Annotated in this window: 19 protein-coding genes; 9 read left to right on the top strand and 10 right to left on the bottom strand. The window is 61.5% G+C overall.

Annotated elements, in window-relative coordinates:
* Positions 1–47 precede the first annotated feature (47 nt).
* From AACY31_RS16990 to AACY31_RS17010, 5 genes are all read left to right on the top strand, one after another.
* The gene (locus AACY31_RS16990) at positions 48–920 is read left to right on the top strand and encodes a hypothetical protein (protein ID WP_445261556.1); all 873 of its coding nucleotides are present in this window, start codon (positions 48–50) and stop codon (positions 918–920) included.
* A gap of 200 nt (positions 921–1,120) precedes the next feature.
* Positions 1,121–1,378, top strand: a complete 258-nt coding sequence (locus tag AACY31_RS16995) for a phage infection protein (protein WP_339480789.1) — start codon at positions 1,121–1,123, stop codon at positions 1,376–1,378.
* Between the two features lie 96 nt (positions 1,379–1,474).
* Positions 1,475–3,028, top strand: coding sequence for a sensor domain-containing diguanylate cyclase (locus AACY31_RS17000; RefSeq protein WP_339504833.1), 1,554 nt, complete (start codon positions 1,475–1,477; stop codon positions 3,026–3,028).
* A gap of 118 nt (positions 3,029–3,146) precedes the next feature.
* Positions 3,147–5,147, top strand: a complete 2,001-nt coding sequence (locus AACY31_RS17005) for a peptidase U32 family protein (protein ID WP_339504835.1) — start codon at positions 3,147–3,149, stop codon at positions 5,145–5,147.
* A gap of 361 nt (positions 5,148–5,508) precedes the next feature.
* Positions 5,509–7,248 carry a dipeptidase gene (locus tag AACY31_RS17010; protein ID WP_339504838.1) on the top strand — a complete coding sequence of 580 codons (1,740 nt, stop codon included), beginning with the start codon at positions 5,509–5,511 and terminating at the stop codon, positions 7,246–7,248.
* A 222-nt stretch (positions 7,249–7,470) separates the two neighbouring features.
* On the opposite strand, the gene AACY31_RS17015 is transcribed toward AACY31_RS17010, so the two are convergent.
* Entirely contained in the window at positions 7,471–7,698 is a 228-nt protein-coding gene (locus tag AACY31_RS17015; RefSeq protein ID WP_339480793.1) for a DUF3079 domain-containing protein, read from the bottom strand.
* A gap of 204 nt (positions 7,699–7,902) precedes the next feature.
* Here AACY31_RS17015 and AACY31_RS17020 point away from each other — a divergent pair, with 204 nt between their 5' ends.
* Genes AACY31_RS17020 through AACY31_RS17035 form a run of 4 tightly spaced genes read left to right on the top strand, consistent with a single transcriptional unit; the run spans position 7,903 to position 11,030 of the window.
* Entirely contained in the window at positions 7,903–8,433 is a 531-nt protein-coding gene (locus tag AACY31_RS17020) for an iron transporter (protein WP_339480794.1), read from the top strand.
* A 2-nt stretch (positions 8,434–8,435) separates the two neighbouring features.
* A complete protein-coding gene (locus tag AACY31_RS17025) occupies positions 8,436–8,798 on the top strand; it encodes a cupredoxin domain-containing protein (protein WP_339491918.1) in 363 nt (120 codons plus the stop codon).
* 22 nt (positions 8,799–8,820) lie between these two features.
* Entirely contained in the window at positions 8,821–9,675 is an 855-nt protein-coding gene (locus AACY31_RS17030; protein WP_339504840.1) for an FTR1 family iron permease, read from the top strand.
* On the top strand, positions 9,663–11,030 hold the full coding sequence (locus AACY31_RS17035; protein WP_339491922.1) for a 4Fe-4S binding protein: 1,368 nt from the start codon (positions 9,663–9,665) through the stop codon (positions 11,028–11,030). The genes AACY31_RS17030 and AACY31_RS17035 overlap by 13 nt, the downstream gene beginning before the upstream one ends.
* A 191-nt stretch (positions 11,031–11,221) precedes the next feature.
* Here the strand turns inward: AACY31_RS17035 and AACY31_RS17040 are convergent, their stop codons facing one another.
* The 9 genes from AACY31_RS17040 to narH all read right to left on the bottom strand — a co-directional run bounded on the left by AACY31_RS17040 (position 11,222) and on the right by narH (position 21,256).
* On the bottom strand, positions 11,222–12,841 hold the full coding sequence (locus AACY31_RS17040) for a methyl-accepting chemotaxis protein (RefSeq protein ID WP_339504842.1): 1,620 nt from the start codon (positions 12,839–12,841) through the stop codon (positions 11,222–11,224).
* 111 nt (positions 12,842–12,952) lie between these two features.
* A complete protein-coding gene (locus AACY31_RS17045; protein ID WP_339480800.1) occupies positions 12,953–13,648 on the bottom strand; it encodes an anaerobic ribonucleoside-triphosphate reductase activating protein in 696 nt (231 codons plus the stop codon).
* On the bottom strand, positions 13,645–13,806 hold the full coding sequence (gene nrdD, locus AACY31_RS17050; RefSeq protein WP_339504844.1) for an anaerobic ribonucleoside-triphosphate reductase: 162 nt from the start codon (positions 13,804–13,806) through the stop codon (positions 13,645–13,647). Before nrdD ends, AACY31_RS17045 begins: the two co-directional genes overlap by 4 nt.
* 31 nt (positions 13,807–13,837) lie before the next feature.
* On the bottom strand, positions 13,838–15,853 hold the full coding sequence (locus AACY31_RS17055) for a ribonucleoside triphosphate reductase (protein ID WP_339480801.1): 2,016 nt from the start codon (positions 15,851–15,853) through the stop codon (positions 13,838–13,840).
* A gap of 436 nt (positions 15,854–16,289) precedes the next feature.
* Positions 16,290–17,282 carry a GTP 3',8-cyclase MoaA gene (gene moaA / locus AACY31_RS17060; protein ID WP_339480803.1) on the bottom strand — a complete coding sequence of 331 codons (993 nt, stop codon included), beginning with the start codon at positions 17,280–17,282 and terminating at the stop codon, positions 16,290–16,292.
* Positions 17,283–17,307: 25 nt separating this feature from the next.
* Positions 17,308–18,276: a peptidylprolyl isomerase gene (locus AACY31_RS17065; protein ID WP_339491927.1), complete on the bottom strand. Its 969-nt coding sequence runs from the start codon at positions 18,274–18,276 to the stop codon at positions 17,308–17,310.
* Between the two features lie 10 nt (positions 18,277–18,286).
* A complete protein-coding gene (gene narI / locus AACY31_RS17070; protein ID WP_339480808.1) occupies positions 18,287–18,967 on the bottom strand; it encodes a respiratory nitrate reductase subunit gamma in 681 nt (226 codons plus the stop codon).
* Positions 18,960–19,715 (bottom strand): nitrate reductase molybdenum cofactor assembly chaperone, encoded by a 756-nt coding sequence (narJ, locus tag AACY31_RS17075; RefSeq protein WP_339480810.1) that lies wholly within the window; start codon positions 19,713–19,715, stop codon positions 18,960–18,962. The genes narI and narJ overlap by 8 nt, the downstream gene beginning before the upstream one ends.
* A gap of 2 nt (positions 19,716–19,717) precedes the next feature.
* Positions 19,718–21,256, bottom strand: a complete 1,539-nt coding sequence (narH, locus tag AACY31_RS17080; protein ID WP_339504847.1) for a nitrate reductase subunit beta — start codon at positions 21,254–21,256, stop codon at positions 19,718–19,720.

The raw sequence follows: 21,256 nt of genomic DNA on the forward strand, positions 1-21,256 counted from the left end.
GCTCGCCTCGCCGAGCCGCGACTACACTGCATCCAGAAGGGACTTGTTTGAATAGCTTGGCAAAGTTCATCAATCGCAAGACCGTCGCGGCGCTGTTACTGGCCGCGTTCCTCAGCGCAGGTACAGGGACGTACTACATAATGACCACCACGACACCGAACATCGTCGGCATCGTCTGGCAGCCGGATAACCAGACCGTCGGCATCAGCGGCAATTGGGAAGAACTGGGAGTGCACGAGCTACTGGTGCAATGGACGGTGGTGGACGACCAGGCCTTCGTGTCTGGAACGGGCCTTCCTAGCGTACCGGTACTGCCGGACTGGGCGCGCATTGCCAGAACGCCTTGGGCCCAGGATGTCATCCTCGGCCTGGCCGGCTATTTCAGTGAGAACCGCTCACGAGAAAATGTCGAGCAACTGGCGTCGCTCTCGGAGCGCATCGCCGGGTTACCGACGCCATTGCATGTCACCGGTTGGTACTTTCCGGCTGAGGTCGACCCCAGCTGGTCGGGCGCTACAGAGCTGCCGGCCTTGCTGGCCAAGCTGCCGCGGCCGCTGTGGATCAGTGTCTACGACGGCGCCAACATCGGCCCCGCCGCTACCGCAGACTGGCTCAAGCAATGGTTGCCGAACGACATCGGCGTGTTTTTCCAGGACGGCGTCGGCGTTTATGCCCGCACCGCCCCGGTTGCCCGGACCTACGCCGATGCCCTGCGCGATCGGCTTGGCCAGGATCGCGTGCGAATCATCGTCGAAGCCTTCCGCCCCCAATACGGCGGTGGCTTCCGCTCCGCCACGGTCGACGAACTCAAGCCACAACTGGCGGCCTATGCAGGCTATCCGCTCTACCTGTTCGACGGCCCGCACTACATGACGCCAACGTTGGTGGACCAGTTGAAACAAGCCCTGGCCCAGCCTTGATCAAGCCTTTAAGCCATTCGTTTGCCCTCGCTTACTGAGTTTGTATCGGTCTGTATCTGAAATGCGGACTGATACGAAACAATGGATTTCGCCCTCTCCTGGCACACATCGTCGATACATCCGCGCGTTTAACTGTGATCACCGGACAGCAACACATTCGCTGCCACGGGCCCACTCAATCAAGCGCAAGGAGAGTCACCATGTTCAATCTCTCGAAAGTATCGTCCCTGGCTATCGCCCTGACACTGGTTGGCGGTGTCGGCCTGGCCAATGTCGCCTCGGCTACCGCAGCCAGTGCATCGACTCACAACCAGGCGCAACAGCTGGCTGAAGGCGGGTCTGATCGTTTGCTGGAAAATCGGGTGGCCGAAGGTGGCTCCGATCGCTTGCTCGAGAATCGTGTGGCCGAAGGCGGGGCTGATCGGTTGCAGGAGTTGCGTGAACGCAGCGCGGTGTGAAGCGATTTTGTGGCAATGGCGCTTACTGTCGCCCGCCTCTGTAGGAGCTGGCGAAGCCTGCGATCTTTTGATCTTGAGCTTTCGACTCAATGAGCAGTGGAAAGATCGCAGATTGAAAACACTGATGAGGCCTTTCCCCCCCAGAGCGCACGGGCTGGAGCGGCATTGCGACTGACCGTGAGTTTCATGCTGGTGGTCATCATCGCGTTTCTGGCCGTCGAAGGCTGGCGCACCTGGCGAGATTATCGCGCGGCCTTTTCGTCCGCCCAGGACTCGGTGACGAACCTGGCACGGGCGACGGCCCAGCACGCCGAAGACACCATTCGACAAGTGGATGTGGTCACCGCCATCCTCAGTGAACGGGTGGAAGGTGATGGCCTGCAGAACATGGACATCCCGCGTATCCATAAGCTATTGGTGCAACAAGCCGCCATCATGCCGCAACTGCACGGGTTGTTTATCTATGGCCCGGACGGCCAGTGGCTGGTAACGGACAAGGAAGTCATTCCGGAATCGGCGAACAACGCCGACCGCGACTACTTCCAATATCACCGTACCCACGAGGACCGAGGCGTGCGCATTGGCGCAGTGATCAAGAGCCGATCCACCAACGAACTGATCATCCCTGTGTCCCGTCGCTTGAACAATCCCGACGGCTCGTTCGCTGGTGTGTTGCTCGGAACGGTAAAAGTCAGTTATTTCGTCGACTACTACGGCGACTTCAAGATCGACGACAAGGGGGCGCTGGTCCTGGCCACACGCAGCGGGAGCATCCTGGTACGGCGCCCCTTCGTCGAATCAGTGATCGGCAAGAGCCTGGTCAACAGCGTGATCTTCAGGAACTACCTGCCTACCTCGAACCAGGGCGTAGCGCAGGCCAGGGCCGTGATCGACGACACCGAGCGGCTGTATGGCTATCGGGCCCTGACCACTTACCCGTTGGTGGTGGAAGCCGGGTTGTCGCGCGAGTCCATCATCGCCCCGTGGCGGCGCGATCTGTTCAAGACCAGCCTGGTGCTGATTTTCCTGATCGTGATCCTCGTCGGCTTCGGGCTCATCGTGCTGAACCAGTTGCGCTACCGGATGATCATGGAAAAGCAGATCCGCGGCGCCCACCAGGCCATGCGCGACATGGCGCTGACCGACAGCCTGACCGGACTGGGCAACCGCAGGCGGCTGGACATCGCGTTGGCCGACGAGATTCGCCTGGCCAAGCGCCGGGGTTCTTCCCTGGCGTTGATCATGCTCGACGTTGATTACTTCAAGCGTTTCAACGACAGATACGGTCACGCTGCTGGCGACGATTGTCTGCGCGCGATTGCCACTGCGCTCAGGCAGACCATCAAAAGGCCGGGTGACCTGGCGGTCCGGTATGGCGGTGAAGAGTTCACCGTGTTGCTGCCCAACACCGACAGCACGGGGGCCGCCAAGGTCGCGCAGCAAATCCTCGAAGCCGTCAGGGCCTTGAACATTGAACATGGCGATCATCCCTTGGGAATCGTGACCATCAGCGCCGGTATTACCACCTGCCAGCCGAGCGGCGAGGACGTCACCCCGGCCATGCTGATCAAGGCCGCCGACGCTTTCCTGTACCTGGCCAAGAACACCGGGCGAAACCGCTGGTGCAGCGCCGACGCGACACGTGGGTGAACCCCGCGGGACCGCCGCGCATCGGTCAGGCTCGTGCAAACCCAAGTCCACAGGTGCCTGCAAGGCGCCTGGCGGCTACAATGCTCGCTTCGACCGTGACCAGCCTGACTAAAAACAAATGTCCTTGCCCAAACATCATCTGGAATTGCTCAGCCCCGCCCGCGACGTGACCATCGCCCGTGAGGCTATCCTGCATGGCGCCGACGCCGTGTACATCGGTGGCCCGAGTTTCGGCGCGCGTCACAACGCTTGCAACGAAGTGGGCGATATTGCCCGGCTGGTGGAGTTCGCCCAGCGCTACCACGCCCGTGTGTTCACGACCATCAACACCATTTTGCATGACAACGAGCTGGAGCCGGCCCGCCAACTGATCCACCAGTTATACGATGCCGGCGTCGATGCGTTGATCGTCCAGGACCTGGGGGTGATGGAGCTGGATATCCCGCCCATCGAGTTGCACGCCAGCACCCAGACCGACATCCGCACCCTGGCCCGGGCAAAGTTCCTCGACCAGGCCGGTTTCTCGCAATTGGTATTGGCCCGTGAGCTGAACCTGCAGGAAATCCGCGCCATCGCCGACGAGACCGACGCGGCCATCGAGTTCTTCATCCACGGCGCGCTGTGCGTGGCGTTTTCCGGCCAGTGCAACATCTCCCACGCCCAGAACGGCCGCAGCGCCAACCGTGGTGACTGCTCCCAGGCCTGTCGCCTGCCCTACACCCTCAAGGACGACCAAGGCCGGGTGGTCGCCTACGAAAAACACCTGCTGTCGATGAAAGACAACAACCAGAGCGCCAACATCCGCGCCCTGGTCGAAGCCGGCGTGCGCTCATTCAAGATCGAAGGGCGCTACAAGGACATGGGCTATGTGAAGAACATCACCGCCTATTACCGCCAACGGCTGGACGATGTCCTCGAAGACCGTCCGGACCTGGCCCGCGCGTCCAGCGGCCGTACCGCGCACTTCTTCGTCCCCGACCCGGACAAGACCTTCCACCGTGGCAGCACCGACTATTTCGTCAGCGAGCGCAAGATCGACATCGGTGCCTTCGATTCGCCGACCTTTACCGGCGTGCCGGTGGGCGTGGTGGAAAAAGTCGGCAAACGCGATCTGCAAGTGGTGACCTTCGATCCGCTGTCCAACGGCGACGGCCTCAATGTGCTGGTCAAGCGCGAAGTCGTCGGTTTCCGCGCCAACATCGCCGAGCCCAAGGGTGAATTCGAAGAGGACGGCCAGAAGCGTTACCGCTACCGCGTCGAACCCAACGAGATGCCGGCCGGCATGTACCAGTTGCGCCCCAACCACCCGTTGAGCCGCAACCTGGATCACAACTGGCAGCAGGCATTGCTCAAGACCTCCTCCGAACGCCGTGTCGGCCTGGCCTGGGTTGCACGCCTGCATGAAGCGCGCCTGGAACTGACCGCCACCAGCGAAGAAAGCATCAGTGCCAGCGTCGCCCTGGACGGACCGTTCGGCCAAGCCAACAAGCCAGAACAGGCCCTGGAGCAATTGCACGACCTGCTCGGCCAACTGGGCACCACCGAATACCACGCGACCGCGATCGAGCTGGATGCGCCCCAGGCGTTCTTCGTCCCCAACTCGCAGCTCAAGGCCTTGCGCCGCGAAGCCATCGAGGCCCTGACCGCCGCCCGCATCAACGCCCACCCACGCGGTGGCCGCAAGGCCGAGACCAACCCACCGCCGGTGTACCCGGAGTCGCACCTGTCGTTCCTGGCCAACGTCTACAACCAGAAGGCCCGGGACTTCTATCATCGTCACGGCGTCAAGCTGATCGACGCGGCGTTCGAGGCCCACGAGGAAACCGGTGAAGTGCCGGTGATGATCACCAAGCACTGCCTGCGCTTCTCGTTCAACCTCTGCCCCAAGCAGGCCAAGGGCGTCACCGGCGTACGCACCAAGGTCGCGCCGATGCAGCTGATACACGGCGATGAAGTGCTGACCCTGAAGTTCGACTGCAAGCCCTGCGAGATGCATGTGGTCGGCAAGATCAAGGGGCACATCCTCGACCTGCCATTGCCCGGCAGCACCGCGCAACCGGTGGTCGGCCATATCAGCCCTGAAGACCTGCTCAAGACAATTCCGCGCGCACCGCATTAAACCAATACTCAGCCCTGCCCCTGTGGGAGCAAACTTGCTCCCACATTAGGCTGCAGGTGCTCATAACATTTATGTCCTCTGCAGATCCCTTGTGGGAGCGAGCCTGCTCGCGAAAGCGGTGGATCAGTTTGCATTGATGTTGAATGTGCCGCCTTCATCGCGAGCAGGCTCGCTCCCACAGTAGGTTCTCGGGTGTTTGATGGCCCTGCGCCATTTTTCATTTCTGCGCCGTTTTTGCTTCGCGGTGCGACAGATTCCCCTGCAGGACTCCCCCACCACTTCCTCGCGGTGTTAGGTTGCAACGGTTTGTGTCATCAAATCAGACACGTCCCCCCTACCGTCTGCAAAGGAATGCCCAGCAATGGACTTCTCGCTCAAACACCTGGCCGTGACCACCCTGCTATTGTCCAGCCTCGCTTCGATCACCACACCAGCCTTCGCCAACATCAGCGCCCAACAGGGCGCAGCCATCGTCAAAACCTTCTCCGGCACCTCAGTCACCGATTTCAGACAATTCCTGGTCGATGTGGCCAAGAGCGACCTGGGCAAAACTGCCAACCTCGGCCCGGCTATCAGCGCGTTCCAGGGCAACAAAACCCTTTCGGCTGAACAGCAGAATGAAATCCATCGCCTGCTGGGCCTCTATGCCCGCGTGAAATATGGCCAAGCAGCCACCGAGACGCTGAAGGAACTGGTCGCCATCCCGACCTTTCGCAAGGACGGTGTTGCCCAGCACGAGAACCCGGAATTCCTCAAGATCGCCGACAAGATCAAAAGCCTGGCCGAGGCGTTCAACCTCAACTTCCGCAATGTCGACAACCGCGTCTATGAGATTTCCCTTGAGGGCAGCGGCGACGAAGTCGTGGGCATTCACGCCCATGCCGACGTGGTGCCGGTAACGCCGGAAAACTGGGTGTTGAAAGATGGCACCCGTCTCGACCCGTTCAAGGTCACCCTGGTGGGCGACCGCCTGTATGGCCGCGGTACCGAGGACGACAAGAACGGTATCGTGGTCGCGCTCTATGCCATGAAAATCATCAAGGAAGAGAAGCTGCCACTGGCGCGCAACTTCAAGCTGCTGATCGACACCACCGAGGAAACCACCGGCGACGCCATTCCCTATTATTTCGAACGCAACCCGACGCCCAAATACAACCTGGCACTGGATGGCGGCTACCCCGTGGTGATTGCCGAGAAAGGCTACGGCACCATCATGGCGAACTTCACCCGGCGCACCGCCCAGGGCAAGGGGGCAGAAATTACCGCGCTGACGGGCGGCCTGGCGACCAATCAGATTCCGTCGACGTCCGTTGCCACCTTCGCCAGCGACAAGCCCGCCGAACTGGCCGCCAGCCTGCTCAAGGCCGCTACCGACTATGCCAAGCGCAACGGTGGCAACTTCGAAGCGAGCACCCAGGTCGTCGGCAAGGACGTCAATCTGACTTTCACCGGCGTTTCCGCCCACTCCTCCGAGCCCGAGTCAGGCGTCAACCCCGTGGCAAGAATGCTGGACTTCATCAATAGCCTCGATGGCAAGGTCGCGCTCAAACGCAACCACGTTACCGACGCCGCCCGCTACGCCGCCGACAACTGGGGGCTGGACTATTTGGGCAGCAAACTGGGAATTGGTTTTTCCGATGCCTTCATGGGCCCGCTGACCGCGTCCCTGACCTACGTCGCCCTGGATGAGAAGACCTTCAAGTTGGCGGTCAACTTGCGGGTGCCGGTGGGCAAGAGCACAGAAGCCCTCAAGACTGAAATCGCCGACAAACTGGCTGCCTGGAGCAAGAACTCCCACGTCGCGGTAGCTTTCGACTATTCCATTGATGAGCCGATGTACCGCAACCCTGAAGGTGAATGGGTCAAGGCACTGTTGGCCGTGGCAAGTGAAAGCCTGGGCATGGAACACAAGTACGGCACCTCCGCCGGCGCCACTTCGGTTCATGACTTGCCCAATGGCGTGCAGTTCGGCCTGGCCATGCCCGACGTCAAGTACACCGGCCACAACGACAACGAGTTCAAGACAGTGGAGCAGTTCCTGCTGGACTTGCAGATCGTGACCGAGATGATGGGCCGGATCGGGCAGTTGCCAAAGTTGTAAAACACCGTGCCCAGAGATTGCTCCCGCTGGAGCGTAGCAGCAGAGTAGGAGCTGTGTAGGAGCTGTGTAGGAGCTGTCGAGTGCAACGAGGCTGCGATCTTTCCCAATACACTTGAATCTCAAGCGAAAGATCAAAAGATCAAAAGATCGCAGGCTTCGCCAGCTCCTACAGAGTCCAGCGGGAGCAATCTCTGGCCACAGGTTTACCCCTATTCCCTCACCTTATTCCTTCACGTGAGTGGCGCTTGGATCGATGACCTTAGCCGTAATGTCGACCAGCTCCAGCCCCCAATCCCCATGCAGATACCAATCCTCCCCGATCATCTCGGCCGGGTGCATCGTGCGATCGGCGCCGTTGCCGCAGGCCAGCGCACTGGTCGGACAGTAACGATCACACCCCCAGCAAATGCGCTCTGGGTGTTTGGGATTGATGGGAAAGGGCTTTGCCATGACGACCCCGTATAGCCGATGGGTGTGCGCGTACCCTACCGCGTCAGGGCGCCGAGCCCCTTGATCCCGATCAAGAACAACCGTGCGCAAATGAGCCGGCATTCGGCGTTCGAAAATTCACGCTAAAAATTGACAAGAATCATTATTATTCTCAGCAAAGCTTCCTAGACTCGGCGCCATCCTTTAGCCAACCAGGAAGTCATCATGCGTACCCTTGCTCCGCTGTCTCTCGCCCTGCTGTTTCTCGCGCCACTGGCCCAGGCCAAGGAATACCCCATCGGCGAACCGCAACTGTGCCCGGGGCTGGAGGTCGGTGCGGTGTATTTACAGCCGATTGAAATGGCCCCGGCCGGAATGATGCGAGCCACGGCCGATTCCGACGTGCACCTGGAAGCCGACATCCGCGCCATGGCAGACAACCAGCAAGGCTTCCAGGAAGGCAGTTTCGTGCCCTACCTCAATGTGTCGTTCCAACTGAAGAAACAAGGCAACGACACCGAGCTCAAGGGTGACTTCCACGCCATGGTCGCCAACGACGGGCCGCACTATGGCGACAACGTCAAGCTGCTTGGCCCAGGCAAATATCAACTGACGTTCACCATCCTGCCACCCGGCGGTCATGGCTCCCTCGGTCGTCATACCGACAAGGAAACCGGCGTGGCGCCATGGTTCGAACGCTGCGAACTGCATTACGAATTCGTCTACGCCGGGATCGGTAAAAAAGGCGGGTACTGAGCATGCGCCGCTCATCCTGCCCATGGCACGTCGCGACGCATCGACGCCTGGCCTGGTTGACGCTGGCCGGTTTGCTGCTGCCCTCGATCGCCCAAGCCGAACTGCCGACCTACGAGCTGAGCATGCGCGATGGGCATTTCACGCCGTTGCAACTGCAAGTGCCGGCCGGGCAACGGTTCAAGATCGTGCTGAAAAACATCGGCCAGGGCCCGGCGGAGTTCGAAAGCACGCCTCTGCGCGTCGAGAAAGTGCTCTCGCCCGGCGTCACGACCTTCGTGGTCATCCACCCGCTGCGCCCCGGGCACTATCCGTTTTTCGACGAATTCAATCCACAACTGCCCGAGGGCGGAATTCTCGCCCAGTAATCGGCCGGCAGGAGGCGTTTGCATGACTCAATCGATGTTTATTGTCTGGCGCGAAAGCGTCGAGGCGCTGTTGGTGATCGGAATTCTTCAGGCCTGGGTCAGCCGGCAGCACCAGGCCAGCCAGCTGTTGCGCTACGTATGGGCCGGCGCCGCGCTGGGTCTGTTGCTTTCGGGCGTGCTGGCCGGCCTGATCCTGCTGGCCGGCGAGGCCATGAGCGGGACGGCCAATGAATGGTTCCAGGCGTCGCTGGCACTGGTCGCCAGCCTGCTGATCGTGCAGATGGTCGCCTGGATGCACCGAAACGCGAGGACGCTCAAGCATGACCTGACACGCCACGCCGACCAGCGCCTGAGCCGCCAGGGTGGTCTGGGGCTGTTGCTGCTGGCGCTGCTGGCGGTCAGCCGCGAAGGCAGTGAAACCGTGGTGTTCCTGTATGGTGCCGGCGCGCGTCTGCAAGGGCCGCAACTGGGCTTGTTCGCCGTCGGTGCACTGGCCGGGCTGGTGCTGTCACTGCTGACCGTCTCCTTGCTGCACAGCAGTCGCCGGTTCATCTCATGGCCGCGCTTCTTTGCCATCAGCGAAGCGATCCTGCTGCTGTTGGGGGCGGCGTTGCTGGTCAGCGGTATCGAGCGGGTCGGCGGGCAATTGCTCGCGATGGATTGGTCTGAGGCGGTGTATCGCGGCATTGGCGACGCGCTGTGGGACAGCAGCGCGATACTCGACGACGGCCATGGTTTCGGCGGGTTCCTGGCGGATTTCACCGGCTATCGGGCCAGCCCGAGTGCGATGACAGTACTGGTGTGGCTGAGCTATTGGGGCGTCGTCGCCGGCTGGATGCGGCCGCGCAAGACGCAAAACCTGCCATGCCCGACCTGACCCCCTGGCTCCAACGCGTGGGCGACGGCATGCGGCGCCACGGTGCAACCATTCGTGCCGTGCAATGGGCGGTGGTGCTGTTCTATGCGGTGCTGCTGGTGGTACCGGCCCTGCTGCCATTGCCCAGCAGCCAGGCACGCTTGTTCGACAATCTCACGCTGTTGGCGCAATTTCTGTTCTGGGGCCTGTGGTGGCCGTTCGTGTTGCTGTCGATCGTGTTGTTCGGGCGGCTCTGGTGTGGCGTGCTGTGCCCGGAAGGCGCCCTGAGTGAATGGGCCAGCCAGTACGGCAAGGGCCTGGGAATGCCACGCGGGTTGCGCTGGGCTGGCTGGCCCACCTTGGCGTTCTGCCTGACCACTCTCTACGGTCAACTGATCAGCGTCTACGACTATGCCCAGGCGGCGTTACTGATCCTGGGAGGCTCGACCGTCGCCGCGGTGATCGTCGGCCTGTTGTTCGCCCGCGGCAAGCGGGTGTGGTGCCGTTACCTGTGCCCGGTCAGCGGCGTCTTTTCCCTGCTCGCCCGCTTGGCGCCGGTGCACTTTCAGGTGGACGAACAACGCTGGCTGGAAAACCCCGCACCACGTCGCCCTCCTCCCAACTGCGCGCCCTTGCTGGACATCCGCCGTATGCGCGGCGCCGCCGATTGCCACGCTTGTGGTCGCTGCAGCGGCCAGCGCGATGCGGTGCGCCTGATTGCCCGCTCCAGCAGCGAGGAAATCCTTCACTCAACGGCTGACACCCTCTCGTCCTGGGATGTTCGCTTACTGTTGTTCGGTGTCATCGGCCTGGCCATGGGCGCCTTCCAGTGGACTGTCAGCCCCTGGTTCATTGCCCTCAAGCAAAGCCTGGCGCAATGGCTGGTCAGTCATGATTGGCTCTGGGCACTCCAGGACAACGCGCCCTGGTGGCTGTTGACGCACTATCCGCAACTCAATGACAGTTTCAGTTGGCTCGATGGGTTTTGCATCGTTGCGTACCTGGGTCTGAGTGCGCTGTTGATAGGCACTTGGCTGATGCTGCTGATGCGCCTGGCAGCACGCCTCTCGGGGGATAGCGCAGAATATCGGCCCTTGACCATCACCCTGACACCCCTTGGTGGCGCAGGGTTGTTCCTCGGCTTGTCGGCCACCACGGTCAAACTGCTGCGCTATGAAGGACTACTGCTGGAATGGGTACAACCGGCTCGGGCCGGGCTGCTGCTAGCGGCGATAGCCTGGAGTTTATGGCTGGGCTGGAAACGCCTGCAGCAAACAGAGGTATCACCGATCCAGCGATTGCCAGCCATGGCATGCCTGGTCTTGGCCAGCGGCCTGGTGGGTTATGGCTGGTGGTTGCAATTCTGGGGATGGTGATAGCCCCCGAACACAACACAAAATCCTGTGGGAGCGAGCCTGCTCGCGAAGACGTCGGCACAACCAACATCACCACAAGCTGCCCCACCGCTATCGCGAGCAGGCTCGCTCCCACATTGGATTTATGTTGCCCACAACATTCGGATTCGACACAAAACCCTGTGGGAGCTTAGGCTCTGACATTGCCCCGCCTACACCTTGAACCGCGCCACCGTCTCATGCAGTGACCCGGCCATCTGCGCCAGGTCCTGACCCGCCGTGTCGGTATGCCGGGCGCCCAGCATGACCTGTTCGGACAGGTTGCGAATGCCCACCAGGTTACGATCCACCTCTCGCGCCACCAGGGCTTGCTGTTCGGTGGCGCTGGCGATCATCAGGTTCTGATCGTTGATCTGCGAGATCGAGCGGGCGATTTCGTCCAGGGCATCGCCGGAGCGCTGGGCCACTTGCAGCGTGGCCTGCACCAGTTCGCTGTTGTTTTGCATGGCGCTCACCGCGTGCCCGCTGTCCAGGCGGATGTTACCGATCATGCCCTCGATTTCCCGAGTCGAATCCTGGGTTCGATGAGCCAGCGCCCGGACTTCATCGGCGACCACCGCAAAGCCACGTCCGGCATCGCCGGCACGGGCCGCTTCAATGGCGGCGTTCAGTGCCAGGAGATTGGTCTGATCGGCAATGCTGCGGATTACATCCAGCACCGAGCTGATGTCCTGCACCCGCCCGGCCAACTGTTGGATTCTCCCGGAACTGTCCGTCACCCCTTCGGCCAGCGCGGTAATGGAAGCCACCGTTTCCTGGACCTGTTCACGCCCGCGCTGGGCCGTTTGCTCGGACACTCGCGAGGCTTCGCTGGTACTCACCGCATTGCGCGCCACTTCATCCACCGCAGCGGTCATCTGGTTCACCGCTGCGGCCGCCTGTTCGATTTCATGCCCTTGCAGCTGCAAGGTACTGCTGGTCTGGCTGCTCACCGCGCTCAGTTCTTCGGAGGAACTGGCCACCCGATCCACCGAAGCCGCAATGTGCCGGACCATGCTGTTGAGGCTCTGCTGCATGTCGTGCATGTTGCTCATCACGCTGTCATTGGCGCCGACGCCCACGGGCACGCGGATCGTCAGGTCGCCCTGGGCGATCAGGTTAAGCACTCGCGCCGCGTCATTGGGTTCACCGCCCAGGGGCCGGGTCACGCTGCGGGTCACCAGAATCGCCACGGTCGTTACCAGGGCCAGGCAAGCCAGCACCAACGCCAACATATTGCGCCGCGCATCGTTGTAGCGCGCCTGGGCCAGCTGCTCACGTTCGACAAAAACCTTGCCCTGCATCACCATCATCCCTTCGAGGCTTTCGTACACCTCAAGCTCCGCCGGAATCACGCCTTGCTTGAGCTGCGTCATCGCCTCGTCCGTCGCGCCCCGGCGGATCAACGCCTGCACCTGAACGAAGGCTGCCACATAGGCCTTGCGACGTTTCTTCAACTCGGCATATGCGGTCTTGCCTTCAGGCTGATCGAACAGCGGTTCCAGTGTGGCGAAGGCCTGGGTAATCCGCTGACGGGTAGCGTCGATGGATAGCTGGACTTGCGCATTGTTTTTGTCGATCAACAAGTCTCGGGTGTTCCTGGCGTTATCGCGCACACCCGTGGCGATCACCATGATCGGATCGATCTTCGGCCAATCCTGCCTGACGATCTGCTCGGCCTGGTCGCGCAGTATCGCCAGGTCGCTCAAGGCGTACAGGGCCAAGGCGATCAACGCCAGTGGCGCGATGGCAAAGCCGATCACGATGCGTTGGGCGGTGGTGAGTCTGGTCATATCAAATGCTCCCTGTTCAACTACCTGCCGGTTGGCAGCGCATTTGAAAACCTTAAAAAAGTGTGGCCCGGTCATCCCGGGCCGCTGTCGGTCGTTCATCCCTACGCTCGCTCAACTGCGTAGTACGAACGAGGGGAACAACTCGCGCATGGCGGCCCACAGTTCAGGCTGCAGGGCTTGTGCCGAAACGTTGGAAAGATGAGGGTCGAGCATCCGCGCAGTGCGCACCAGTTGCACGGCGAAACGCGTGACGCCGCGCTCGTTCAAGCGTCGGGCCAGGGTCAGCAATCGCTCGGGGTCGAACAGATGCCAGTGCACCGTCGTGCGACATTCATAATCCACGCCGCTGGCCAGCAGGTGGTCGAGGCTGCGCCAGTTGGCGGCGCCGCTGCCTTCGACCCGGGTCACGTCGAGGGCATCTTCGGGCAAGGCCTTAACGTCGAAACCCACCCAGTCGGCAAGCCCGACCACTTTGGCGAAGGCCGCCGGCTTGATGCCGGCGCTGTGCAGGCCGATGCGAAAGCCCAGCTGCCGCACTTCCTCCATGGCCGGCGCCAGGCCGTCCTGCAAGGTTGGCTCGCCGCCGCTGAACACCACGGCGTCGAGCAGATCCTGACGGCGTTGCAGGAACGCCAATACCCGGCACCAATCCACCTCCTCGCTGCCGCGCGGCGGGATCAGTTGCGGGTTATGGCAATAACGACAACGCCAGGCACAGCCCTGGCAAAACAATACGCACGCCAGTTGGCCCGGATAATCGAGGGTGGTCAGGGGCACCATGCCCCCGACCCGTAGCACTCGACTCATGGACGCCCGGCCGCGCGTTCGGTGAAGTGCACCCGCTCGCGGTGCTCGGACTGTTTACCCGGGTTGAAAGCCGCTACCGGACGGTGATAACCCATCACTCGGGTCCAGACTTCGCAACGTTGACGCTCTGCTTGTGAAAGGCTTTGCGATGCATTCATGGGTGAAGCTCCTTGCGGTCGATGGATCGGATCAGTGAACGCTGCCCTGGCGCTGTTGTTGCAGCAGCAAGGCCTCGTCGCATTTGGGGCAAAACTCGTGTTCGCCGGCCAGGTAACCGTGCACCGGGCAGATGGAAAAGGTCGGCGTGATGGTCAGGTACGGCAGGCGGAAACGTCCCAGGGCCTTGCGCACCAGTTGCTTGCAGGCTTGCGTGGAGGAAATCTGCTCGGCCATGTACAGGTGCAACACGGTGCCGCCGGTGTATTTGCATTGCAGTTCGTCTTGCAACTCCAGGGCTTCGAACGGGTCTTCGGTGAAGCCCACCGGCAGTTGCGATGAGTTGGTGTAGTACGGCGCGACCGGGCTGCCGGCCTGCAAGATGTCCGGGTAGCGTTTGAGGTCTTCCTTGGCGAAGCGGTACGTAGTGCCCTCGGCGGGCGTGGCTTCGAGGTTGTAGAGGTGGCCGGTTTCTTCCTGAAAACGCAGCAGCGTAGCCCGCACGTGGTCCAGCAGTTTCAGGGCGAACGCCCGGCCTTGCTCGGTGTGCAGGCCTTGCTGGTCATCGGTGAAATTGCGCAGCATTTCGTGCAGGCCATTCACGCCGATGGTGGAGAAATGATTGCGCAAGGTACCCAGGTAGCGCTTGGTGTAAGGGTACAAGCCGGCATCCATGTGATGCTGGATGACCTTGCGCTTGACCTCCAGGCTCTCTTTCGCCAGTTCCATCAGGGTATCGATGCGTTGCAGCAACGCGCTGGTGTCGCCCTTGTACAGATAGCCCAGGCGGGCACAGTTGATCGTCACCACGCCCAGGGAACCGGTCTGCTCCGCCGAGCCGAACAAGCCGCCGCCGCGCTTGAGCAACTCGCGCACGTCCAGTTGCAAGCGGCAGCACATCGACCGCACCTGATTGGGTTGCATGTCCGAATTGAGGAAGTTCTGGAAATACGGCAAGCCGTAGCGGGCAGTCATTTCGAACAGCCGGTCGGCGTTCTCACTGTCCCACGGGAAGTCGTGGGTGATGTTGTAGGTCGGGATCGGGAAGGTGAAGACCCGGCCTTTCGCATCGCCGGCTTGCATCACCTCGATGTAGGCGCGGTTGATCAGCTCCATTTCCGTTTGCAGGTCACCGTAGGCGAACGGCATCTCTTCGCCGCCAATGATCGGGATCTGTTCACGCAAATCCTGTGGGCAGACCCAGTCGAACGTCAGGTTGGTGAACGGCGTTTGCGTGCCCCAGCGCGACGGTACGTTGAGGTTGTAGATGAATTCCTGCAACGACTGGCGGACCTCGTCGTAGCTGAGCTGGTCCTTGCGTACATAAGGCGCCAGGTAAGTGTCGAACGAGCTGAACGCCTGGGCGCCGGCCCATTCGTTTTGCAGGGTGCCGAGGAAATTCACCATCTGTCCCAGGGCGCTGCTCAGATGCCTGGGCGGCCCAGCCTCGACCCGCCCCGGCACGCCGTTGAGGCCTTCGTGCAACAGGGTGCGCAAGGACCAGCCGGCACAGTAGCCGGCGAGCATGTCCAGGTCGTGGATATGCAGGTCGGCCTCGCGGTGCGCCTCGCCTATGGCCTGGCTGTAGACCTCGTCGAGCCAGTAGTTGGCGGTGACCTTGCCCGATACGTTGAGGATCAGCCCGCCGAGGGAATACCCCTGGTTGGCGTTGGCCTGCACGCGCCAGTCCTCGCGATCCAGGTACTCGTTCATCGACGTGGCGACTTCCACCAGCGTGCGGCGATCCCGGCGCAGGCGTCCGTGTTGCTCGCGATACACGATGTAGGCACGCATGGAGAGAAAGAAACCGGCGTCCATCAGCACCCGTTCGACACGGTCCTGGATCTGCTCGACGTTCAACCGTGTCTGCCCTTCCAACCGCGCCAACACCGCCTCAAGCAACGCCTCGGCTTCGGCTTCGGCGTATTCGCCGGTGGCCTTGCCAGCGGCGATCAGCGCCTGGCGGATTTTGTCCGCATCAAAGGCGACCAGACTGCCATCGCGCTTGTGCAAGCGGTTACACCCTACTGAGATCAACGTGCTCTGCATTTTGGCTCCAAACACTACATATAGGCTTTTTGATATCTTTAAACACAATATGCAGTGGAGGGTACGGACAAAAAGCAGGGTTGCAATTGATCGACATCAAGAATCGGGAGCGACCCACATTCAGGCTCGAAAAGTCATTTTTGCAAGCACCACAGATCCCCTGTGGGAGCGAGCCTGCTCGCGAAGAGGCCAGTACATTCAACATCAATGCAAGCTGACCCACCGCCTTCGCGAGCAGGCTCGCTCCCACATTGGTTTCCGGCTGACCATTGGATTTGGCTTCCCCACAGATCTCCTGTGGGAGCGGGCTTGCTCGCGAAAAGGCCTGCACATTCAACATCAATGCAAGCTGACCCACCGCCTTCGCGAGCAGGATCGCTCCCACAGGAGTTTTGGGGTGACTGTAAGATTTGTATCCAACACAAACCTTTTCTACCTAACCACCACTCATGTTCATGAACCGCACAATCTGCACTTCCCCACCCGGGTTGAAATCATGGCGCAGTGGCTTGCCGCGCAGTGCCTGCTGCACCGCCTGGATCACCGGTTGGTCATCCAGCGGATAACGCCGCAGCAAACCGCGTAGGTCGAGGGAGTCCTCTTGTCCCAGGCACAACAGCAAGCGCCCTTCGACGGTCATGCGCACGCGGTTGCAACTGGCGCAGAAGTTGTGGGTATTGGGCGAAATGAAACCGATCCGGGTATCCGGATGACGCTCCAGGCGCACATAGCGCGCCGGCCCGCCGCTGCTCTCGGCACTGTCGAGCAGGCGATGATGGCGGGCAATCTCGGCCCGTACCTCATCGCTGGAACAGAACGACTCGCCCCGGGAACGCCCGACCTCCCCCAACGGCATTTCCTCGATGAAGCTGATGTCAATGCGTTGGTCGATGGCGTACTGCACCAGCGCCGGGACTTCATCGAAGTTGCGTCCCTTCATGACCACGCAGTTGAGCTTGATCCGCTCGAACCCGGCGACCTTCGCCGCTTCGATGCCGGCCAGCACCTGGTCCAGGTTGCCGTTGCGAGTGATCGCCCGAAAACGTTCGCCGTGCAGGCTGTCGAGGCTGATGTTCATGCGCTTGACCCCGGCCTCGACCAGCGGCTGGGCCAGCCGCCCCAGCTGCGAGCCGTTGCTGGTCATCACCAGTTCGCGCAGGCCGGGCAATGCCGCGATCTCGCGACACAGCCCGACGATGCCCGGACGGATCAGCGGCTCGCCACCGGTCAGGCGGATTTTCTTCACCCCCAGGCCGACGAACAGCCGCGCCATGCGCTGCAACTCCTCCAAGGTCAACACTTGCTGACGCGGCAGGAAGGTCATGTTTTTCGCCATGCAGTACACACAACGAAAATCACAACGATCGGTCACCGACATCCGCAAATAATCGATCTGGCGCCCAAATCCGTCCTGCAACACCGCGTTCATGAAGATCTCCCGATTGAGCCCGTGCTCACTGCACCAGCGGCGAGTCGGCGCCCTGAAGGTGAATGCCGCGAATGTCCGCCGCACCGATCAGGGTTTGCAGGTACTGCACCAGCGCTTTTTGCCACACGCCCTGCTGCAACTGGGTACGAATCGCCGTCGCCACCGCCTCGTACGGCAATGGTTGGCCATCGATTCGCTGGTCGATGCTGATCACGTGCCAGCCATAGCGGCTTTCCAGCGGTTTGCTGGCCAGGCCCGCCGGCAGGGTGAACAACTGGCGCTCCAGTTCAGGCACCGTCTGGCCCTTGCTGATCTGCCCCAGCGAGCCGCCCTGCGCCTTGGATGGACACGCCGAATGCTTCAGCGCCAACTCGGCAAAACTGCCCGGGAACTGATCCAGCCGCTCCAGCAGCAGCTCGGCCTGTACATGGGCCAGGCTGCGCGCCTCGGCATCGTCCGGCGCACATTCGAGCAGGATGTGCCGCACCGCCAGCAACGGCGCGCTGTGAAAGCGCGCCCGGTTGCTTTCGTAATAACGCAGGCAGGTGGCCTCGTCGCACTGCGGCACCTGCACCTCACGTTCGAGCAGCAGCCGCGTGGCCGCCTCCTCTTCGTTTTCACCGGCGCCGACCTGCAACGCCAGGCCCAGTTCGGCGATACGTTGTTGCAGCAATTCACGGATCACCAGGGCCCGTGCCGCTTGGTAAACCGCCTCTTCACGACTGTCAGCCGGGTGATACTGGAGCTCCAGGGCCATCGCCTGCGGGGTGACCGGCACCCCGTTGACGCTGATGATCGGCCACTCCTGCTCACTGCTGGCAATCAACTGTGGCGCTTGATCTTCCGCCACCGGCCCGGCCTGGGCCGGCTCGAACTGCACCGCCCCCACCGGTTCGGCATCGGCCACCGGCGCCATCACCGGTGCCGCTTTTGCTGAAGAACCGCAGCCACCGCTGCCGCCACCACTACCGCCACATCCGCATCCACTCGCCATGATCTTCTCCTCAGAACTTCTGCCGAACGATTTGATAACGACGTCCCAGGTACCACACCGGCGCACTGACGATATGGACCAGACGAGTGAAGGGGAACAACACGAACAGGGTCAGGCCCAACACCACGTGGAGCTTGTAGACCAGGCCCACCGGCGCTATCGCGGTAGCGGCTTCAACCGGACGCAACAGCACGGTGTTCTGGGCCCAGTCGGCCAGCATCACCATCACCGAACCGTCCATGTGAGCGGTGGACGCCACGATGGTCATCAGCCCCAGCACCAGTTGCACCAGCAACACCACCAACACCAGGATGTCCGACGTACTGGAAGTGGCGCGAACCCGTGGGTCGGTCAGGCGACGGTTGAGCAGCATCACCAGGCCGATCAGGCCCAGCACGCCGAAGAAACCGCCGGAGACCATCGCCAGCAACTGCTTGTTCTCGGTGCTCAACACATGGTGGTAGATCGCCGAGGGTGTCAGCAGGCCGACGAAGTGCCCGGCCAGCACGAACAGCACGCCGATATGAAACAGGTTGCTGGCCACGCGCATGCCGCGCTTGTTGAGCATCTGGCTGGAGCCGGCCTTCCAGGTGTACTGGGACAGGTCGAACCGCGCCCAGCTACCGATCAGGCAAATCGCCAGGGCGACATAGGGGTAGACCCCGAACAACAACAGATCCCATTTAGACATTGCCCACCTCCCCGGCTGGCGCGGCGGCCAGCCCTTCATGCTGAAAATCCACCCAGTGCAGCGGCACCGCACTTTCGTCCCGCGCCTTGCCCGGCGCGCTGGGCATCGAGCTGCAACGGTCTTGCTGCTCGGCCTTCATGAAATCCACCGCCTCTTCTTCCCAGATCTTGTCCAGGGCTTCGAGGGAGTCATCCCGTGGCTCGGCCTTTACTTGCTCAAGCATCTCGGCCACCGCCACCTGCGGTTCAGCGCCGGATATCTGCAGCAAAGCCCGGAAGCAACTGGCGTAGGCACTTTCGCGCTCGTCCAGACGCGCGGCGAGCAAGGCCAGCAGATGCGCTACATCGGCCAGGCCCTCGCGGGCCTCGATGTCTTCGCGGGTGGAAAGAAACTCCAGGTACAGCGGGATGTAGTCAGGCAGTTCCTTGACGCCGATGGCGAAACCGGCCTCTTCGTACTGGGCCATCATGTCGACCATGGCCTGGCCACGGTCGCGGGATTCGCCATGGACATGTTCAAACAACAGCAGCGACAGCGAACGGCCGCGACCGAACAGCGCACCGTAGTGCTCCTGGCCGTCCATCAGGTCCTTGCCGCAAATCACCTCGAGCAATTCGAACAACCCGGCGCGCTGGTCGGGGCTGATTTCCCGCGCTTGAAGAATCGCTTGTTCCAGCTCATCCCGACCGGCCACGAGGGTCTCGGTCGGGTAGTCGAGCAGCAACGAAATCACCTTGAGAATGCGCATGCTCATTCCTCCCACAACTGCACGGTTTTGATCACGTCGCGGCGGTTGGTCTTCTTGCCACCGAACATGTTGGTGTCGGAGCTGCCACTGCAACCACTGCCAAAGCTGAAACCGCAACCGGAACGCTCGGCGAACGCGTCGCTCATGGCGTCTTCGCGGTGGGCGCTTGGCACGACGAAGCGGTCCTCGTAGTTGGCGATGGCCAGGTAGCGGTACATCTCTTCCACCTGGTTCACGCTCAAGTCGACGTCGGCCAGCACTTGCAGATCCTGCACGCCATCGACCTGTTCGGAACGCTTGTAGGCACGCATCGCCAGCAGACGCTTGAGGGCACGCTTGACCGGTTTTTCATCACCGGCAGTGAGCATGTTCGCCAGGTAGCGCAGCGGGATGCGCAGGCTGTCGACGTCCGGGATCACCCCGTTCATGCCTACGGTGCCAGCCGCGGCAGCATTCTGGATCGGCGACAGTGGCGGCACGTACCAGACCATTGGCAAGGTGCGGTATTCCGGGTGCAGCGGCAGTGCGAGTTTCCAGTCAACGGCCATTTTGTAGACCGGCGAGCGTTGCGCCGAATCGATCACCGACTGCGGCACGCCATCGGCCAGGGCCTGGCGAATCACCGCCGGGTCGTTCGGGTCGAGGAAGATCTCCAGTTGCTTCTCGTACAGGTCCTGCTCATTGGCGGTGCTTGCCACTTCGCTGATCCGATCGGCGTCATACAGCAGCACGCCGAGGTAACGGATGCGGCCAACGCAGGTTTCAGCGCAAACAGTCGGCATCCCGGCTTCGATGCGCGGGTAGCAGAAGATGCATTTTTCCGACTTGCCGCTCTTCCAGTTGAAGTAGATCTTCTTGTACGGGCAGCCGCTGATGCACATGCGCCAGCCGCGGCATTTTTCCTGGTCGATCAGGACGATGCCGTCCTCCTCGCGCTTGTAGATCGCACCGCTCGGGCAGGACGCCGCGCACGCCGGGTTCAGGCAGTGCTCGCACAGGCGCGGCAGGTACATCATGAACGTGTTTTCGTACTCGCCGTAGATGTCCGCCTGGATCTTGTCGAAGTTCTTATCCTTGCGCCGCTTGGCGAATTCAGTGCCGAGGATTTCCTCCCAGTTCGGACCCCATTCGATTTTCTGCATGCGCTTGCCGGACACGACCGAACGTGGTCGCGCGGTGGGCTGGTGCTCGCCCAGGGGTGCGGTGTGCAGGTGCTGGTAATCGAAGTCGAACGGCTCGTAGTAGTCGTCCAGGCTCGGCAGATCCGGGTTGGCGAAGATGTTCGCCAGTACACGGAACTTGCCACCGATGCGCGGGTTGATCGAACCGTCAGCGTTGCGGATCCAGCCGCCCTTCCACTTGTCCTGGTTTTCCCACTCCTTGGGATAGCCGATGCCAGGCTTGGATTCGACGTTGTTGAACCAGGCGTATTCCATGCCTTCACGGCTGGTCCAGACGTTCTTGCAGGTAATCGAGCAAGTGTGGCAGCCGATGCATTTGTCCAGGTTCAGGACCATGCCGATTTGTGAGCGAATCTTCAT

It is taken from the genome of Pseudomonas sp. RL_105y_Pfl2_101, assembly GCF_963970585.1.
Classification (GTDB): Bacteria; Pseudomonadota; Gammaproteobacteria; order Pseudomonadales; family Pseudomonadaceae; genus Aquipseudomonas.

Bases quoted from the DNA above. Each gene is read 5' to 3' on its own strand.
- AACY31_RS16995 (WP_339480789.1), top strand. From the start codon at position 1,121: ATGTTCAATCTCTCGAAAGTATCGTCCCTGGCTATCGCCCTGACACTG.
- AACY31_RS17005 (WP_339504835.1), top strand. From the start codon at position 3,147: ATGTCCTTGCCCAAACATCATCTGGAATTGCTCAGCCCCGCCCGCGAC.
- AACY31_RS17010 (WP_339504838.1), top strand. From the start codon at position 5,509: ATGGACTTCTCGCTCAAACACCTGGCCGTGACCACCCTGCTATTGTCC.
- AACY31_RS17015 (WP_339480793.1), bottom strand. From the start codon at position 7,698: ATGGCAAAGCCCTTTCCCATCAATCCCAAACACCCAGAGCGCATTTGC.
- AACY31_RS17020 (WP_339480794.1), top strand. From the start codon at position 7,903: ATGCGTACCCTTGCTCCGCTGTCTCTCGCCCTGCTGTTTCTCGCGCCA.
- AACY31_RS17025 (WP_339491918.1), top strand. From the start codon at position 8,436: ATGCGCCGCTCATCCTGCCCATGGCACGTCGCGACGCATCGACGCCTG.
- AACY31_RS17030 (WP_339504840.1), top strand. From the start codon at position 8,821: ATGACTCAATCGATGTTTATTGTCTGGCGCGAAAGCGTCGAGGCGCTG.
- AACY31_RS17035 (WP_339491922.1), top strand. From the start codon at position 9,663: ATGCCCGACCTGACCCCCTGGCTCCAACGCGTGGGCGACGGCATGCGG.
- AACY31_RS17040 (WP_339504842.1), bottom strand. From the start codon at position 12,841: ATGACCAGACTCACCACCGCCCAACGCATCGTGATCGGCTTTGCCATC.
- AACY31_RS17045 (WP_339480800.1), bottom strand. From the start codon at position 13,648: ATGAGTCGAGTGCTACGGGTCGGGGGCATGGTGCCCCTGACCACCCTC.
- nrdD (WP_339504844.1), bottom strand. From the start codon at position 13,806: ATGAATGCATCGCAAAGCCTTTCACAAGCAGAGCGTCAACGTTGCGAA.
- AACY31_RS17055 (WP_339480801.1), bottom strand. From the start codon at position 15,853: ATGCAGAGCACGTTGATCTCAGTAGGGTGTAACCGCTTGCACAAGCGC.
- moaA (WP_339480803.1), bottom strand. From the start codon at position 17,282: ATGAACGCGGTGTTGCAGGACGGATTTGGGCGCCAGATCGATTATTTG.
- AACY31_RS17065 (WP_339491927.1), bottom strand. From the start codon at position 18,276: ATGGCGAGTGGATGCGGATGTGGCGGTAGTGGTGGCGGCAGCGGTGGC.
- narI (WP_339480808.1), bottom strand. From the start codon at position 18,967: ATGTCTAAATGGGATCTGTTGTTGTTCGGGGTCTACCCCTATGTCGCC.
- narJ (WP_339480810.1), bottom strand. From the start codon at position 19,715: ATGCGCATTCTCAAGGTGATTTCGTTGCTGCTCGACTACCCGACCGAG.
- narH (WP_339504847.1), bottom strand. From the start codon at position 21,256: ATGAAGATTCGCTCACAAATCGGCATGGTCCTGAACCTGGACAAATGC.